The organism is Halorubellus sp. JP-L1, from assembly GCF_011440375.1.
Taxonomy (GTDB): domain Archaea; phylum Halobacteriota; class Halobacteria; order Halobacteriales; family Natrialbaceae; genus Halorubellus.
The window spans coordinates 42,008-57,820 of the sequence record NZ_JAAOIR010000005.1; the positions used below are offsets into that span (position 1 = coordinate 42,008).

Annotated in this window: 12 protein-coding genes; 9 read left to right on the forward strand and 3 right to left on the reverse strand. The window is 70.9% G+C overall.

Going from position 1 to position 15,813, the window contains the following annotated elements; all coding sequences use genetic code 11:
* The first annotated feature begins 312 nt into the window (after nucleotides 1-312).
* On the forward strand, nucleotides 313-1,500 hold the full coding sequence (locus tag G9C85_RS17235) for a PQQ-binding-like beta-propeller repeat protein (protein WP_166042274.1): 1,188 nt from the start codon (nucleotides 313-315) through the stop codon (nucleotides 1,498-1,500).
* Nucleotides 1,501-1,571: 71 nt separating this feature from the next.
* Here the strand turns inward: G9C85_RS17235 and G9C85_RS17240 are convergent, their stop codons facing one another.
* Nucleotides 1,572-2,789, reverse strand: coding sequence for a PQQ-binding-like beta-propeller repeat protein (locus G9C85_RS17240; protein ID WP_166042276.1), 1,218 nt, complete (start codon nucleotides 2,787-2,789; stop codon nucleotides 1,572-1,574).
* Nucleotides 2,790-3,033: 244 nt separating this feature from the next.
* Nucleotides 3,034-3,894 carry a sulfurtransferase gene (locus G9C85_RS17245; protein WP_166042278.1) on the reverse strand — a complete coding sequence of 287 codons (861 nt, stop codon included), beginning with the start codon at nucleotides 3,892-3,894 and terminating at the stop codon, nucleotides 3,034-3,036.
* 291 nt (nucleotides 3,895-4,185) lie between these two features.
* Between G9C85_RS17245 and G9C85_RS17250 the strand changes: the two genes are divergently transcribed.
* The 4 genes from G9C85_RS17250 (at nucleotide 4,186) to G9C85_RS17265 (ending at nucleotide 9,546) form a co-directional block, all read left to right on the forward strand.
* Nucleotides 4,186-5,115, forward strand: coding sequence for a sulfurtransferase (locus G9C85_RS17250; RefSeq protein WP_166042280.1), 930 nt, complete (start codon nucleotides 4,186-4,188; stop codon nucleotides 5,113-5,115).
* 155 nt (nucleotides 5,116-5,270) lie between these two features.
* Nucleotides 5,271-6,443: a thiamine ABC transporter substrate binding subunit gene (locus tag G9C85_RS17255; protein ID WP_166042282.1), complete on the forward strand. Its 1,173-nt coding sequence runs from the start codon at nucleotides 5,271-5,273 to the stop codon at nucleotides 6,441-6,443.
* A 120-nt stretch (nucleotides 6,444-6,563) separates the two neighbouring features.
* Entirely contained in the window at nucleotides 6,564-8,441 is a 1,878-nt protein-coding gene (locus G9C85_RS17260) for an ABC transporter permease (protein WP_369680839.1), read from the forward strand.
* 31 nt (nucleotides 8,442-8,472) lie between these two features.
* Nucleotides 8,473-9,546 carry an ABC transporter ATP-binding protein gene (locus tag G9C85_RS17265; RefSeq protein ID WP_166042283.1) on the forward strand — a complete coding sequence of 358 codons (1,074 nt, stop codon included), beginning with the start codon at nucleotides 8,473-8,475 and terminating at the stop codon, nucleotides 9,544-9,546.
* A gap of 26 nt (nucleotides 9,547-9,572) precedes the next feature.
* Here the strand turns inward: G9C85_RS17265 and G9C85_RS17270 are convergent, their stop codons facing one another.
* Nucleotides 9,573-11,939: an ATP-dependent DNA helicase gene (locus tag G9C85_RS17270; RefSeq protein WP_369680842.1), complete on the reverse strand. Its 2,367-nt coding sequence runs from the start codon at nucleotides 11,937-11,939 to the stop codon at nucleotides 9,573-9,575.
* Nucleotides 11,940-12,200: 261 nt separating this feature from the next.
* Here G9C85_RS17270 and G9C85_RS17275 point away from each other — a divergent pair, with 261 nt between their 5' ends.
* The 4 genes from G9C85_RS17275 to G9C85_RS17290 all read left to right on the forward strand — a co-directional run bounded on the left by G9C85_RS17275 (nucleotide 12,201) and on the right by G9C85_RS17290 (nucleotide 15,691).
* Entirely contained in the window at nucleotides 12,201-12,416 is a 216-nt protein-coding gene (locus G9C85_RS17275) for a hypothetical protein (RefSeq protein ID WP_166042288.1), read from the forward strand.
* 333 nt (nucleotides 12,417-12,749) lie between these two features.
* Nucleotides 12,750-14,015, forward strand: coding sequence for a 60S ribosomal export protein NMD3 (locus G9C85_RS17280; RefSeq protein ID WP_166042291.1), 1,266 nt, complete (start codon nucleotides 12,750-12,752; stop codon nucleotides 14,013-14,015).
* Nucleotides 14,012-15,202 carry a class I SAM-dependent methyltransferase family protein gene (locus G9C85_RS17285; RefSeq protein WP_166042293.1) on the forward strand — a complete coding sequence of 397 codons (1,191 nt, stop codon included), beginning with the start codon at nucleotides 14,012-14,014 and terminating at the stop codon, nucleotides 15,200-15,202. Before G9C85_RS17280 ends, G9C85_RS17285 begins: the two co-directional genes overlap by 4 nt.
* Before the next feature lie 192 nt (nucleotides 15,203-15,394).
* Nucleotides 15,395-15,691 (forward strand): hypothetical protein, encoded by a 297-nt coding sequence (locus tag G9C85_RS17290; protein WP_166042296.1) that lies wholly within the window; start codon nucleotides 15,395-15,397, stop codon nucleotides 15,689-15,691.
* The last annotated feature ends 122 nt before the right edge of the window (nucleotides 15,692-15,813 follow it).

The following is a 15,813-nucleotide window of genomic DNA, read 5'->3' on the forward strand; positions in this document are numbered from 1 at the left end:
CGAGAAAGGCGTACTGGTCGCGGATGCCGAGCCTTCACTCGATCCCGAGTTCGAATCGAGGCACCGTGACGCATCGAACCTCTTCCACTGGCCTGGCGCGCGAGCCGCTCGCGGCGTCGAGCCCGTGGCGAGACGCCGCGACGACGCGTGCGAGGGACGCCGACCGAACGAAGTGACGGGCGGCGTCGGCTGGGGAGGGCGTGGCTGCGGTGCGGTCGCAGTCCCGCGAGCCGCGGCTGGCTGCTCCACCCAGATGACGAACGACGTCGACCGACCGACAACCTTCTTGATGTCGGTCTCTCGACCACTGGTATGGACCGACGGCAGTTCCTCGCCGCCTCCGGAACGCTCGCCGTGGCCGGTTGCCTGCGGCTGTCCGGCGAAGACGCCGAGACGACGAACGAATCGACGACGGCGGACGCAGCGACATCGACGACCGACACAGCGATCGAGACCGAGGAAGCGACGACGACCGAGGCGACGACGGAGCCGTCCGGCCCGGTGACCGGCCTCGAAGCCGACTGGACGCACGACGCCGGCAGCAACTTCGACGCGAGCGTCGGCAGCGACGCCGTCGTCGTGAAGTCCCAGTCGTGGAGTTCCGCGGCCGACGGCGCGACCGCGCTCGCCGCCGACGCGGGCGATCGACGCTGGACGGCTCTGGAGGAGGACACCGTCGTCACCGCGACCCCGCTCCCCGACGGCGGCGCGGTCCTCGGAACGAAGGGCGGCGACGTCGCGGCCGTCGACGCCGACGGTGCGGTCCGGTGGCGGCAGGGAATCGACGGCGCGGTCGTCGGGCGGCCCGCGGTCGCGGACGACGCCGTCATCGCGGGGACCGGCGACGACGACGACGTCCGGCCGTCGGTGGTCCGCCTGAACGCCGACACCGGCGACGTCGACTGGCGCGTCACTGACGAGGACGCCACCGCGGACTACGACGACGCCGTCGGGATCGCGGTCGTCGACGACGTCGCGTACGTCGGGTACACGAACGGCGTCGCCGCGTACGCGCTCGACGGCGGCGCGAAGCAGTGGGGCGCGCACGCGAACCTCAATCTCAGCCGCCCGGATTCGCTCCTCGTCGGCGACGACCTCGTCTACGCGCACCGGTCGCCAGGGCTCGCCGCGTACGACCGCGCGACCGGCGCCGAGGCGTGGTTCTTCGAGCCCTTCGACGACTTCCAGACGCGGCTCGTTCCCGGCGACGGCGTCGTGTACGCGGGCTCGGGGGACGCGTCCGTGTACGCCATCGAACGCGACGGCAGCGAACGCTGGCGGACGCAGATCGCGGGGCCGGTGACGCAAGTCGCGGCCGCCGGCGACGCGCTGTTCGCGTCGGTCGACGGCGGCGACGTCGCCGTGCTCGCTCGCGCCGACGGCGCACAGCGTACGAGCCTCGAGCGCGGCCGGACAGACGTCCTCGCCGCCGCCGCGACCCGCGTCGTCACCGCGGACGGCTCCACTGTCACCGGGCACGCGCTCGTCCGCGACGACTGACCGCGAGGAGCGACCGCACCGACGACCGCGACGACCGGCCGCGGCCCCCGCGACTCCTGCTCGCGGCGCAGTCAGTCGGCGGCGGTGTGCCAGAGGCCGCGGACGTACGTCCCGTCCGCGACGACGAGCGTATCGTCGAAGGGGTGGAGCCCGGTGACGTAATCGGCCGGCTCGTACGCGTACTCGCGGACGCGTTCGCCCGCACTCGGGTCGACGACGAGGACGCGGTCGCCGGCGACGTCGAACCCGACGAGTTCGTCCCTCGCGTCGTCGTACGCCAGCCGCCAGACGTGCCCGTCGTCGAGGCGCCACACCCATTCGCCCGTCGCGGGATCTCGCTCGCCGAGCTGTCCGCCGACGAACAGGCGGCCGTCGACGACGGTCAGCCCGCTTGCCCGCGAATCGTCCGCGTGCGTGCGCTCCCACACCGTCTCGCCGCTCGCGGGGTCTATCGCGAGCACGCGATCGCCCTCCACCGAGAGGAACGCGAGGCCGTCGAGCGCGGCGAGCGACGACTGGAACCCGAGCGGTCCCTCCGGGAACTCGCGACGCCAGCGCTCCTCGCCCGTCGCCGGATCGAGCCCGTACAGTCGTCCGCTACCGTCCGACCACTCGAACCCCTTGAGGCCGCCGAAGACGAGCGTGCCGTCGACGAGAACCGGCGTCAGCGGATTGCCACCCGCCGCCTCGAACCGCCACTCGACCGTGCCGTCGTTCACGTCGATCGCACGCACCACCTCGTCGTTGTCCGGCGCGTACAGCGTCCCGTCCGCGACGAGCGGCGTCGGCCGACCGCCAGCGTCCGCCGCCCACCGCTTGCGGCCGGTCGAGGCGTCGACCGCGACCGTCCCCCGGAACGTCGTCGCGTACCCCGTCCCGTCCGCGACGACGACGTCCCCCGACGGCTCGCTCGGCAGCGACGCCGACCACGCGACGCTCCCGTCGGCGGCGTCGAACGCCCGCACTTGATCGTCCGCGGCGCCGACGAGCGCGCGATCACCAGTCTGCGTGACGCCGGTCTCGACCGGCGCCCGCAGCCGCTCCTCCCACCGCAGATTCCCCGGCGTCTGCGGTTCTGGCAACGACTCGGTCGTCTCCGTCGGTTCCTCCTCGGTCGCCGCGTCTGTCGTCTCCGTCTCGGGGGATTCCGTCGTCCCTTCGGTCGTGGTCGCCGTCGTCGCAGTCGTCGCCGTCGTCGCAGTCGTCGCAGTCGTCGCGTCGTCGGCGGACTCCAGTTCGAGACAGCCGCTCGTCGCGAGGAAGAGCCCGAGTACGGCTCGGCGTTTCATGCAGGACGCGTTGGCGACGTGATACAAAGTCGTTGCCTTCAGCCAGCGCACCCCACGGGTCGACCGGTGACCGCCTCGCGTGGGGCGACCAGCGCTCACCGCACGCGTCGATCGACGGGTCGAAGCTTCGAAGGAGCGGAACGAGGCCGGTACCGGCCCGCGAACGCAACCGGCCCGCGAACGCAACCGGCCCGCGAACGCGACCCTCGTGGTCGCTACGGCCGGAGCGGTGTCGTTTGCCTGCTTACTCGCCGCTGCCCGTCTCGACGGGCGCGCCCACGAGGTTCCCCCACTCGGTCCAGGAGCCGTCGTAGTTGATGGTGTCCTCGTACCCGAGGAGTTCGTGGAGCGCGAACCACGCGACCGACGAGCGCTCGCCGATCCGGCAGTACGCGACCGTCGTCGAGTCGCCGTCGATGCCCTCGTCGGCGTAGAGGTCCTGGATCTCGTCGAACGACTTGAACGTCCCGTCGTCGTTCGTCACGGCCGCCCACGAGATGTTCTTCGCGCCGGGGATGTGGCCGCCGCGCTGCGCGGTCTCCTGGAGGCCCGGGGGCGCGAGGATCTCGCCACTGAACTCCTCGGGCGACCGGACGTCCACGAGCGGAACGCCGCGGTCGATGGCGTTCTCGACGTCCTCCTTGTACGCGCGGATGCTCTCGCGCGGCCCGCTCGCGTCGTAGGACTTCTCGCTGAACTCGGGGACCTCCTCCGTGAGCGGATAGTCGTTCTCGAGCCAGTAGTCGCGGCCGCCGTCCATGAGCTTCACGTCGTCGTGACCGTAGTACTTGAACTGCCAGTACGTGTACGCCGCGAACCAGTTCGAGTTGTCGCCGTAGAGGACGACGGTGTCGTCCTCGCCGATGCCGTGACTCCCGAGGAGGTCCTCGAAGTCGTCCTTGCTCAGGATGTCGCGCGTGGTCTGGTCCTGGAGTTGCGTCTCCCAGTTGAACCCGATGGCGCCGGGGGCGTGGCCGTCGTCGTACGCCTCTGTGTCCACGTCGACCTCCACGAGTCGGTGGTCGGAGTCGTCGTCCTGGAACGCGTCGAGGTTGTCCTCGACCCAGTCCGCGGTCACGAGAACGTCGTTTGCGTAATCGGTCATGCATCTACTACGTACGGGCCCCGTCATATATCCAGTCGCCCCCCGGCAGTCGTGTCCTGTCATGGAACGTAGCGGAACTTGCTGCCGGTACTTGGTCGCGTGGTCCCGGTCGCTCGAACGGTCTCAGTGCGGCGATATCGGTGCCGACGAGCACGGTCCGGCACGCCCCTGGTAGTTACTGGATACGGACACGATGACGACATAACAGGATTTTGTTGCCGCTATCTACGAGTTCCGCGGCTGGCGGCCGAAACCCGAGGGGCTAACCCCTCGCCGGCAGAACGCCCGTGCATGACCGACGCATCGCACGACGCCGACGCCGAGGACGCCATCGTGGACGGCGGCGCCGGGAGCGACGACGCCATCACGGACGGCGCGACCGGGAGCGGGAGCGGCGACGAGGGTTCGACCGGTTCCGGCGACGGCCGACGTGTCCCCTGGGTCGTCGACGCCGACTGGCTCGCCACGCACGCCGCCGACCCGGACGTCAGCGTCGTCGACGTCCGCGACGCCTGGGAGTACGACGGCATCGGGCACGTCCCCGAGGCCGTGAACGTCCCCTTCGACTCGTTCCGGAGCGACGGCGACGACGACGTCGGGATGCTCCCCGGCGCCGACCGCTGGGCGCAGGTGATGCGGGACGCCGGCGTCGCGCGCGACGACGTCCTCGTCGCGTACGACGACACCCACGGCGTGTTCGCCGCCCGATTCCTCGTCACCGCGCTCATGTACGGCCACCGCGACGTCGCCCTACTGGACGGCGACTACGCCGCGTACAACCGCGACCACCCGACCACGACCGACGCCCCCGACGCCGCCGCGACCGACTACGAGGCCTCCGTCCCCGACGACCGACCGCTCATCGACGCCGACGCCGTCGCCGCGCTCCTCGACGGCGACCGCGACAGCGTCGTCTTCGTCGACACCCGCGACGACGGGGAGTACGAGGACGGCCACCTCCCCGGCGCCGTCAACCTCGACTGGAAGGCGCTCGTCGACGACGAGACCCGCGGCCTCCTCCCCGAACCCGAACTCCATGCGATCCTCGACGCGCACGGGATCACGTCCGAGAAGCGCGTCGCCCTCTACTGCAACACCGCCCGCCGCATCAGTCACACGTACGTCGTCCTCCGGGACCTCGGCTACGACCGCGTCGACTTCTTCGAGGGCTCGCTCACCGAGTGGCGCGACCGCGACGGCGCACTCGAGACCGGCGACTGAGTCCGTCCGTCGAGGTTCGGTCGTCGAACGAACCCGAACCGACGTGGCCGTTCGACACCGATTCCCACGACTGCGTCCGCCGTCGGCTTTCGTTCGCCCGACGTTTCGAGTCCGACATCACGCTCCTTAAGACCACGCGGTGCAACCACCCAGTTATGAGACGACGTCGTTTCCTGCAGGCCACCGGGAGCGCGGGCGCCCTGGGGCTCGCCGGCTGCCTCGTCCAGGACGATGGCAACGAGAGCACCGACACGACAATCTCCGAAACCACGACCGGTACCGACGCAACCGGCACCACGAGCGAGACGACCACGACCGCGGAACCCGACCTCGAGGGCACCATCACGGTCGCGACCTACGAGTCGTTCCTGAACGCACCGAGCGAAAGCTACGACGCCCCCGGCGCGTTCGTCAAGCAGCGCTTCGAGGAGGAGTACCCGGACGCCACCGTCGAGTTCACCGTCCCGAGCAACGGCCTGAACGAGTACATCCAGCGCCGACAGCAGGGCGCGAGCGTCGACGCCGACGTCTACGTCGGCCTGAACGTCGACGACCTCGTCCGGATCGACGAGAACCTCGGCGACAGGCGGCTGTTCCAGGCGCTCGACACCGACCGCATGGAGCGCGCGAGTCACGTCCGCGACGACCTCGACTTCGGCGACCCGAAGGGTCGCGCACTCGCGTACGACACCGGCTACATCAGTCTCGTCTACGACGAGCGCGACGTCGACGCCCCCGCGATGCTCGACGCACTCACCACCGAGCCCTACGCGGGCAAACTCCTCGCACAGACCGCGCAAGGAACGGACACCGGGCAGGCGTTCCTGCTCTGGACGATCGCCGAGAAGGGCCCCGACGGCTACCTCGACTACTGGGAGCAGTTGTTAGAGAACGACGTCCGCATCCTCGGGTCGTGGTGGGACTCCTACAGCGCGTACCTCGACGATCAGCGACCGATGGTCGTCTCCTACTCCACGGACCAGGTGTACGCGAACCGCGACGACCAGAACATGCAAAAGCACCAGGTCGCGTTCCCGAACGACGAGGGGTACGCGAACCCCGAAGGGATGGGGCTCGTGCAGGGCACCGAGGAGACCGACCTCGCCTACGCGTTCATGGACTTCGTACTCCGCGGCGAGGTACAGCGGACGATCGCGCTCGCGAACGTCCAGTTCCCCGCCGTCGCCGACGAGCACGTCGACCTCCCGTCGGAGTTCAGCGACTACGCGCACCGTCCCGAGAACCCGGTGTCGCTCGGCTACGACCAGCTGAAGGGGAACCTCTCGGGCTGGATCGACGAGTGGTCCCGGCTCGTCGCGAGCAACTGACTCCGTTGCCCGCAGCGCCACGCAGACGTGGCGGTGCGTCGCGCGGCGGTACGCCCGTCTCGCAGCGTGGTGGCCGAATCGACCGCTGGACCTAACTAGACCCCTACCGCAACCAGAATCGTGTCTCGGGCTCCCGTCGACTCCGCCGTCCGCACTCGCGTCCGCCGGTTCGTGGACGACCACGGACTCGCCGTCGGCGTCGCCGGGACCGCAGTCGTCCTTCTACTCGTCCTCTACGTCCCCGTCGGCGTCGTGTTCGCGGAGGCGTTCGGCGTCGACGGCCGCCTCTCGCTCGCGCGGTTCGCGGCCGTCCTCACGGACGAGTTCTACGTCGGCGCGCTCGCGGGCGTGCTCGACTCGCCGTTCGCGTTCGGCGAGCACGCCGCCGCCGTCGCCGGATTCTTCGCGGGGTTCGGCGTCCGAACCGCCACGTTCGGCCCCGTCCCGTACCCCGCGCCGGTCCTCCCGAGCGTCGAGACCGGCCTGTTCGGGTTCACCGCGTGGCAGGCGCTCCTGTCGACGATCGCGAGCGTCGTCGTCGGCCTCCCCGCCGCGTACGTCCTCGCGACGTTCGAGTTCCGCGGCCGCCGCACCCTCCGCTCCGTCACCATCCTCCCGTTCGTCCTCCCCGGCATCCTCGTCGCCGCCGGGTTCTACGCCGCGTTCGGCGAATCAGGACTCCTCAACGACGTCCTCGGCGTCGTCGGCCTCCACCAGTCGCTGCTGGAGACGAACCCCCTGTTCGTCGTGATCCTGGCGCACGCGTTCTACAACGCACCGCTCGTCGCGCGCGTCACCACCGGCGCCTGGGAGTCCGTCGACGCGCGCATGGTCGAAACCGCCAGGAGCCTCGGCGCAGACCGCCGGCGCGCGTTCCGCGACGTCGTCGTCCCCCAGTTGCTCCCCGCCGTCATGGCGAGCGCGCTCCTCACGTTCGTGTTCACGTTCATGACGTTCCCGATCGTGCTCGCGCTCGGCGGCCTCCAGCTCGCGACCGTCGAGGTCTGGGTGTTCACCGCCGCGTCGAACCTCGACGTCCCGACGGCGGCGACGCTCGCCGTCCTCGAGACCGCGATCTCGCTCGGGCTCACGTACGCGTACCTCCGGTACGAGGCCGGGCGGAGCGGCCTCGGGAGCGCCGGCGGCGACGTCGACCGCGAGCCACTGCTCCCCGACCTCGCGAACCTGGACGCGAAGCGACTCGGCGTCCTCGCGTACGGCGCGTTCGCGGGCGTGCTCTTCCTCGCCCCGCTCGTCGCGCTCGTCGCCGAGTCGCTGACGAACGGGAGCGGGTTCACGCTCCAGCACTACGCGTTCCTCCTCGACCGCCAGACCACGGGCGCGGCGTTCCAGACGAAACCCCTCGATGCGATCTTGAACTCGCTCGCGTTCGCCGCCGGCACGCTCGCCGTCGCCGTCCCGATGGGCGTCGTCGTCGCCGTCGTCTCCAGCACGGCGGGCCGCGGCCGGACGCTCGTCGACGCGCTCGCGATGCTCCCCGTCGCCGTCTCCGGCATCGTCTTCGGCGTCGGCCTCCTCACCGGGCTCGTGTTCGGCATCGACCTCCCCGGCCCGTACACGCTCAAGGTCACGGGCCCGGTCGCGGTCGTCGCCGCGCACGCCGTCGCCGCCTACCCCTTCGTCGTCCGGAACGTCAAACCGCAGCTCGCCGCGGTCGACCAGTCGCTCGTCGAATCGGCCAGGGCACTCGGCGCCACCCGCGTTCGCGCGCTCCTCGACGTGCAGCTCCCGCTCGTCTGGCCCGGCGTGCTCGCCGGCGCGGCGTTCGCGTTCGCGATCAGCATGGGCGAGTTCGACTCCACCGTCATCCTCGCCACCCAGTCGAGCACCGCGACGATGCCCGTCGCCGTCGAACGCTACCTCGGCCGGACGCTCGGCCCCGCGATGGCGATGGGGTCCGTGCTGCTCGCCGTCACCGCAGTCAGTTTCGTCGCGGTCGACCGACTCGGCGGCTACGTCGGCGAGGTGGGGCGATGACGGCGACCGCACCCGGAGAGAGGTGGGAGCGATGACGCGCCTCGAACTCGACGCCGTCTCCGTCGAGTACGGGGACACGACCGCGCTCGAGGACGTCTCGCTCTCGATCCGGGACGGCGAGTTCTTCACGCTCGTCGGCCCGAGCGGGTGCGGGAAGACCACGACCCTCCGGACAATCGCGGGATTCGAGCAGCCGACGACGGGCGCGGTCCGGTTCGGTGAGCGCGACGTCACCGCCGTCCCGCCCGAGGACCGCGGCGTCGGCGTCGTCTTCCAGAACTACGCGTTGTTCCCGCACATGACTGTCGGCGAGAACGTCGCGTACGGCCTCAAGTTCGCGGACCCGCCCGGCGACGTCACGGCGAGCGAGCGCGTCCGGACCCTCCTCGAACTCGTCGACATGGAGGAGTTCGCCGACCGGGACCCCGCGTCGCTCTCCGGCGGCCAACAGCAACGGATCGCGCTCGCCAGGGCGCTCGCGCCCGGCCCCGACGTCCTCCTGCTCGACGAACCGATGAGCGCGCTCGACGCCCGCCTCCGCGAGCACCTCCGCCGGCAGGTCCGGCGCGTCCAGCGCGAACTCTCCATCACGACCGTCTACGTCACGCACGACCAGGAGGAAGCACTCGCCGTCTCCGACCGCGTCGCGGTCGTGAACGACGGCCGCATCGAGCAAGTCGGGACGCCCGAAACCGTCTACCGCGAGCCAGCGAGCCGGTTCGTCGCCGGGTTCGTCGGCGAAAACAACCTCCTCGACGGCACCGTCGCCAACGTCGCCACCAACGGCACGGTGACCGTCGCCGCGAGCGACGCCGAGTTCGCCGTCGCCGGCGGCGTCCCGGAAGGAGACGCAGCGAGAACGCTCGCCGTCGGCGACCACGTCACCGTCTCCGTCCGACCCGCCGCACTCGACCCCGCGGTCGAGACGAACCGCATCGAACTCGCGATCGACCAGACCGCGTTCCTCGGCGAGCGCGTGCGCGTCGACGGCGACTGGCGCGGCCACCACGTCGTCGCCCACCTCGCCGACCGCCCCGACGGCGACGCGGTCGCGGTCGGGTTCCGGCCCGCGGACGCCCGCATCGTCGCCGTCGAGGACGGCTAGGGGTCGCGACCGTCTCGCGTCGCGGCTCAGTCGAGCTTCGACCGGAAGCGGTCCATCGCGAGGTCGAGCATGTCCGGACTCACTGGTTGGAACTCCTCGCGCTCGACCTCGGGGATGAACTCGCGCACCGAGTTCCAGGAGTCCCGCGCGTAGCGTTCGTCGACGAGGACGCGCACGCCGACCTCGTCGACGCCGCGGATGACCCGCCCGACCGCCTGCCGCGCCTTCCGGACCGCCGGGACCGTGAGCGCGTACTCGAACCCGTTCCCGAACGCGTCGTCGTACGCCCGCTGGACTGCCTTGGTGCGGGGGCTCGCGGTGTTCACGAGCGGGACGCCACAGACGACCGCCGCCTGCAACCGGTCGCCCTCGTAGTCCACGCCCTCCGTCAGCGTCCCGCGCAGCGACGTGACGAGGACCTTCCCCTCGCCCGCGAAGAAGTCGTCCTTCAGGCGCTCCGTCGCGTCGTCCTCGCTGGACTCGTCGAGCAGCACGGGCTTGTCGAGCGTCTCCTCGAGCGCGCTCGCCATCCACGCCGCCTCCGCGTAGTTCGGCATCCCCACGAGTGCGTTCCCGTCGACGCACGCCACCTCGCTCACCGCCTCGACGTACATCCGACGCGTCTCGTTCCCGCCGTCCGCCGGCTCGATCCGGCCCGGCTCCGGCGTCGGCCCGCGGTTCTGGTACGTGAACTTCGGCGCGGCGACCGCGAAGCTCTCGCGGTTCTCCGCCGGGAAGTGCAGCCCGTAGGTCCTGGTCTCCACGGGCCGCCCCTCGCGTTCGAGCGCGTCCAATCCCGTCACCTCCGCGAACACGTCCAGGGGTTCCAGCGTCGCCGACATGAGGACGCCCGCACCGAACTCCGCGAGGTGCTCCGCCAGGACGTCCGACGGCACGCAGTTCTGGATCGACAGCCGGGCGTTGTACGCCCTGCGCCACGTCTCCGGCGGTTCCGCGTCGTCCCACGTCCGCTCCAGGTCGACCTCGCGGAAGTACCGCGTGTGGTCGCGGGTCTGCCACGCCGCCAGCACGCGCCCGGCCGTGGCGCACGCGCGCGTCTTCTCCTCGTCCTCGCTCTCGTTCAGGATGCGCTGCGCGGTCAGCCCGACCGTCTGCGCAGTCGTCCAGAAGTTCGGACCGTACCCTGCGCGCTCCGCCCACTCCGTCAACTCGTCCTCCTGGGGCGTCTCCGGGTCCCGGAGCGGGATCTCCGCGTCAGGGAGGTCCGGGAGGTTCGCGCGCCACCCGCGATGCTCGCGGTCGAGGTAGTTCTCGACGCGCCGGGAGAGCTCCTCGCGGAGGTCCCGGATGAAGTCCCGCGTCGCGCGGACGTCGTCGACGTCCAGGTCCGTGTCCGCGAGCTCGCCCCGCACCAGTTCCGCGTCCGCCTTCGTGTGCTGGCTCGCGTCCCCGGTTCCGTCTTCGTCGAACGCGACCGGCTGGATCACCCGCGTCAACTCGGCCTCGGCGTCCCGCAATGTGCGGTCGGCCACGCCGTCGCTCACGAGGTCCCTGACCCTCGGTTCGAGCATGTGCGCCTCGTCGCAGACGACGAACGTCGAGTCGTCCAGCAGCGCGCCCGTGAACGCCTCCACCGTCGTCGGGTCGAACGCGTGATAGTAGTTCCCGACGACGACCTCCACCTCGTTCAGGAGGACGCCCATCAGCGAGTGCGGGCACGTCCCGTACTCCATCCCCGCGGAGACGAGGTCATCGGGGCGCATCAGGCCCGCGTCCGTCACGTCGAAGGGGATGGCCTCGCCGGGGTCGCCGTCCTCCGGAAGGTCCGCGAGGTACTGCGCGTAGAACGGACAGTACTCCACCGTCGACCGGTCCGTGCCGTACTCGGGGATGTCGCGCGGGTACGGCGACGGCGTGCTCGCGCTCTCGAGGTACGTCGCGCCCGCGCTGGCCGAGGGACCGGAGGCGAGGTCGACCTGCTGGCTGCGGGCCTGCCCCGCGAGCGAGTCCGCCGACGTGTCCCCGCCCTCGCCCGTGAGGTCGCGAGTCTTCTCCCGCAGGGTCTCGCAGCGGTCGTACACCGACCCCTGCCCGAACCCCGCAGCGCCCTCGCGCTCGTACGGGCAGACGTCGGCCTTCCCGACGAGCGTCATCGCACTCACCGGCTCGTAGCCGCCGGGGAGGTTCGCGTTGATAGTCTCTAGGTCCGTCTCGAACTGCCGCAACTGCTGCTTCACGCTCGTCAACACCATCACGCGCTCGACGTCCGAATCCGGGTCGCGCACGAGGTGCAATCCGGCGGTGAGCGCGAGCATCGTCTTCCCCGTCCCACAGGCACCCTCGAGGACCGTGAACCCGCCATCGCGCGCCGTGTCGATGGCCGCGTCGATGCCGTCCTCCTGCTCGGGGTACGGCTCGGGGTGGCCGAACACGTCCCGCCACGCCGGCGCGTCGTCCTCGCCGCCGGACGCGTTATCGTCCCCGGACGCGTCGCTCTCGCCGTCGCTCGCGTCCGCTGTCGGGTCGTCGCTGGCGTCCGCTGTCACTGGAAGAGTCATGGGGGGTGCGGCCGCAAAGGCCTGTCGAACGTCGCCCCGGCATCGCACTTGAACCCTCGCCGCGGACGGCGTCCACCGTCGCCACCCACCGTCGCCTGCGGGAGAACTATGTGGCGTCGCCCCCCACCGCCGTTCGTGCCCGAGCGACCCGCGACCGACGCCGTCCGCGCCGCGCTCCGCCACCGAGAGCGAAACGCGCTCGCACTCGCCGTCGTCGTTGGCGCGCTCGCGATCGCCGCCGCCGTCGGCACCTCGCCCGCGTACTTCACCGCCGCGCTCGTCGCGTTCTGCGCGTGGATGGCATGGTTCGTCCTCACCGTCATCGACTGGATTCGACTCGCAGAGTTCTGACGGCCTAGCACCAGAAGGCACACACAGCACCCGAAGGCCCACGCTGCGAAATCTGCAACCACCGGTTCGGCGCGCGGGCCGTCGTCCGCGCCGGTTCCGTGGGGCCGGCGCGGCGGCGACCGCGTGCGAGGTTCCCGCGAGTGTAACGAGCGGGAGCATGTGAGAGCTTGCTCTCACACAGGTCGGCGAGTGAACGACGTGAGCGAGCCGTCAGTTGGGGAGGACGAGGCTGCGAGCGGTGCGTCGCGGCGCGGTGCAGTCCGGTCCGCAAGACGCGAGGCACGAACCGCGGACCGCGAGCCTTTTCGGCGCGAACGTCGTACGAATCGGGTAATGACCGACGCGGACGCCGACGCCGACGACCCAAGCAGCCCACCCGACGCGGACGACACCACCGACCCCGCCGACAGCCAACCGAACGACCACACCGACGACGCAGGCCACGCGGAGACCCAAACCGGTCCCGCCGACGAACTCCTCGGTCACGAGGACGCAGACTCGGGGTCGAGCGTGCTCTGCCCGCGCTGTGGCGAGCCGCTCAGCGAGCACGCCGCGCAGGACCCGCTCGGGAAGTCCGAGGTCGGCGTCTGCGACGACTGCTACTTCGACCAGTTCGAGCTCGTGAACGCGCCCGACGAGCTCCGGGTCGAGGTCTGCGCGCGCTGTGGTGCCGTCCACCGCGGGAACCGCTGGACGGACGTCGGCGCGAAGGACTACACCGACGTCGCCATCGACGAGGTCGCCGAATCCCTCGCCGTGCACGTCGACGCGCACGACGTCACGTGGGAGGTCGACCCCGAGCAGGTCGACCAGAACAACGTCAAGATGCACTGCTCCTTTTCGGGGATCGTCCGCGGCCAGTTCCGCGAAGCACACGTCACGGTACCGGTGAGCATCGCGCGACAGACGTGCCAGCGCTGCGGGCGCATCGCGGGGGACGCCTACGCGAGCGTCGTCCAGGTTCGCGCCGTCGACCGCCTCCCGGACACCGACGAGGTCGAGCGCGCGAAGGACATCGCGAACGACATCGTCGGTGCGATGGAGGCGACGGGGTCGCGGGACGCGTTCGTCTCGAAGATGACGGAGGACGGCGACGGCCTCGACGTCAAGCTGTCGACGACGAACCTCGGGAAGAAGGTCGCGAGCAAGATCGTCGAGGAGTTCGGCGGCGACTGGGAGGACCACGAGACCCTCGTCACCGAAGACGAGGACGGGAACGAAGTGTACCGCGTCACGTACGCCGTCCGCCTCCCCGAGTTCCGGCCGGGCGACGTCATCGACCCCGACGACGACGACGGCCCCATCCTCGTTCGGTCGGTGCAGGGGAACCTCAAGGGCCGCCGGCTCGCGACCGGCGAGCGCTTCGAGGCGAGCTACGAGGTCGGCGACGCCCCCGACGCCCGTAAACTCGGGACTATCGACGACGGCGTCCAGACGACGCTCGTCGCGTACGAGGACGAGCACGCCGTGCAAGTGCTCGACCCCGAGACGTACGAGTCCACGACCGTGCCGCGCCCCGACTTCCTCGACGCCGACCCCGGCACCGAGGTCCCCGTCCTCCGGCACCGCAAGGGCCTGCACGTCCTCCCCGACGAATGACGAACGACGACGCCGACTCCGCCTCCGAGACCCACGCACCCGACGCCGCCACGAGCGACGCCGGCGGCGAGCGCGCAAGCGAAGACACGCTGGCGCTCGACGCCGCGAGCGACGACCGCGACGCACCGCTCGCGGCGGTCGTCGTGAAGCCCCGCGCGGAGGTGGCGACCGCGAGCCTCCGCGCCGAGGGCGTCTACGACGACGACCGGCGAGTCCGTCCGTTCGACGCCGACACCGTCGCGCTCCCCGTCACCGCACCGCCACAGGACACCGCCGTCCGGCGGGTGGTCCGCCAGCCCGATCCCGAGTACCGCTCCCGGGACCTCGCGGACTACCTCCGCGAGCGCGGCTGGAGCGACGACGAGATCGCGGCCGCGCCCGCGTCCTGGGCGGTCGTCGGGAGCGTCGTCCTCGTCGCCGACGGCGACTACCGCGACGACGCCGACCTCGGCGACGCTCTCCTCGAATTACACGGTGACGCCGACACAGTCTGCGTCCGCCGCGGCGTCACCGGCACCCACCGCACGCCCGACCTCCAAGTGATCGCTGGCACCGGCGACACCGAGACCGTGCACGTCGAGCACGGCACGCGGTACGCGCTCGACTGCGCGACCGTCATGTTCTCCCCGGGGAATCAGGCCGAGCGCGTCCACATGGGCGAGGTCGTCGACGACGGCGAGCGCGTGTTCGACATGTTCGCCGGCATCGGCTACTTCGCGCTCCCGATGGCTCGCGCGGGCGCAGACGTCACCGCCGTGGAACTGAACCCCGAGGCGTACCGGTACCTCGTCGAGAACGCCAAGTTGAACGACGTCACCGGGACCCTCCAGGCGATCCTCGGCGACTGCCGCGACGTCGAGACGACCGCCGACCGCGTCGTCATGGGCTACTACGGCGTCAGCGAGGCCGACGGGAGCGACCGCGGAGAAGCGTCGGAGACCGACGACGGCGGCCGCGAGCAGGAGGCATTCGACTACCTCGACGCCGCGCTGTCCGCGCTCGAACCCGGCGGCGTCGTGCACGTCCACGCCGCCGTCCACGAGTCCGACCTCCCAGACGGCCCCGCCGACCGCGTCCGCGACGCCGCCGCCGACCACGGCCGGGACGCGACCGTCGACGCCGTCCGCCGCGTCAAGTCCCACAGCGAGGGCGTCGCGCACGTCGTCGTCGACGCCACCGTCCACTGACTTCGGTTCTCGTCGAGCAGTCCGCGGACCCGCGTTCGTCCCCTGTCAACGCACCGCGTTTCGGTCGTTCAATGCTTCACGAGCGCCGTCGAGCGCGTCGCTCGCGGTCGCACGAACGGTCGCCTGAACCGTCGTGAACGGCGCGAACGACCCCGCCCCTCTTTCGTCGCCACGCCCCGAGTCCGGACCACGATGCGTCCAGAACGAGACCGGTCCGCCGTCCTCGGCGAGGCCGCCACGGTCGTCGCACTGCTCTTCGGCTTCCGACTCGCCGGCGAACTCGCCGCCGGCGTCCTCGAGTGGCTCACCGGCCCGCTCGACGGCGTCGTCGGCGAACTCGCCGCCGCAGTGACGGGCGCGCTCGCCGCCTCCCTTACGTGGGCCGGGATCGTCGTCGCCGCCGCGTACATCTACCTCCGCGTTGCCCGCTACCGGCAGACCACGCCCGACCCCGAGGAGCAGTCCCGCGCGTACGGCACCGACGCCTGACTCGGTATCGAGACCCGACGCGTCCGACTCGCTCCCGGACACGTCCGAATCACTCCCCGAACCGTCCGAATCGTTCAAACCGGTGCGGACAGAACACGCCCGTATGGACCGACAACAGGTGA

Excerpts from the sequence above, each read along its gene's own strand:
- G9C85_RS17235 (WP_166042274.1), top strand. The coding sequence starts at position 313 with ATGGACCGACGGCAGTTCCTCGCCGCCTCCGGAACGCTCGCCGTGGCC.
- G9C85_RS17240 (WP_166042276.1), bottom strand. The coding sequence starts at position 2,789 with ATGAAACGCCGAGCCGTACTCGGGCTCTTCCTCGCGACGAGCGGCTGT.
- G9C85_RS17245 (WP_166042278.1), bottom strand. The coding sequence starts at position 3,894 with ATGACCGATTACGCAAACGACGTTCTCGTGACCGCGGACTGGGTCGAG.
- G9C85_RS17250 (WP_166042280.1), top strand. The coding sequence starts at position 4,186 with ATGACCGACGCATCGCACGACGCCGACGCCGAGGACGCCATCGTGGAC.
- G9C85_RS17255 (WP_166042282.1), top strand. The coding sequence starts at position 5,271 with ATGAGACGACGTCGTTTCCTGCAGGCCACCGGGAGCGCGGGCGCCCTG.
- G9C85_RS17265 (WP_166042283.1), top strand. The coding sequence starts at position 8,473 with ATGACGCGCCTCGAACTCGACGCCGTCTCCGTCGAGTACGGGGACACG.
- G9C85_RS17280 (WP_166042291.1), top strand. The coding sequence starts at position 12,750 with ATGACCGACGCGGACGCCGACGCCGACGACCCAAGCAGCCCACCCGAC.
- G9C85_RS17285 (WP_166042293.1), top strand. The coding sequence starts at position 14,012 with ATGACGAACGACGACGCCGACTCCGCCTCCGAGACCCACGCACCCGAC.
- G9C85_RS17290 (WP_166042296.1), top strand. The coding sequence starts at position 15,395 with ATGCGTCCAGAACGAGACCGGTCCGCCGTCCTCGGCGAGGCCGCCACG.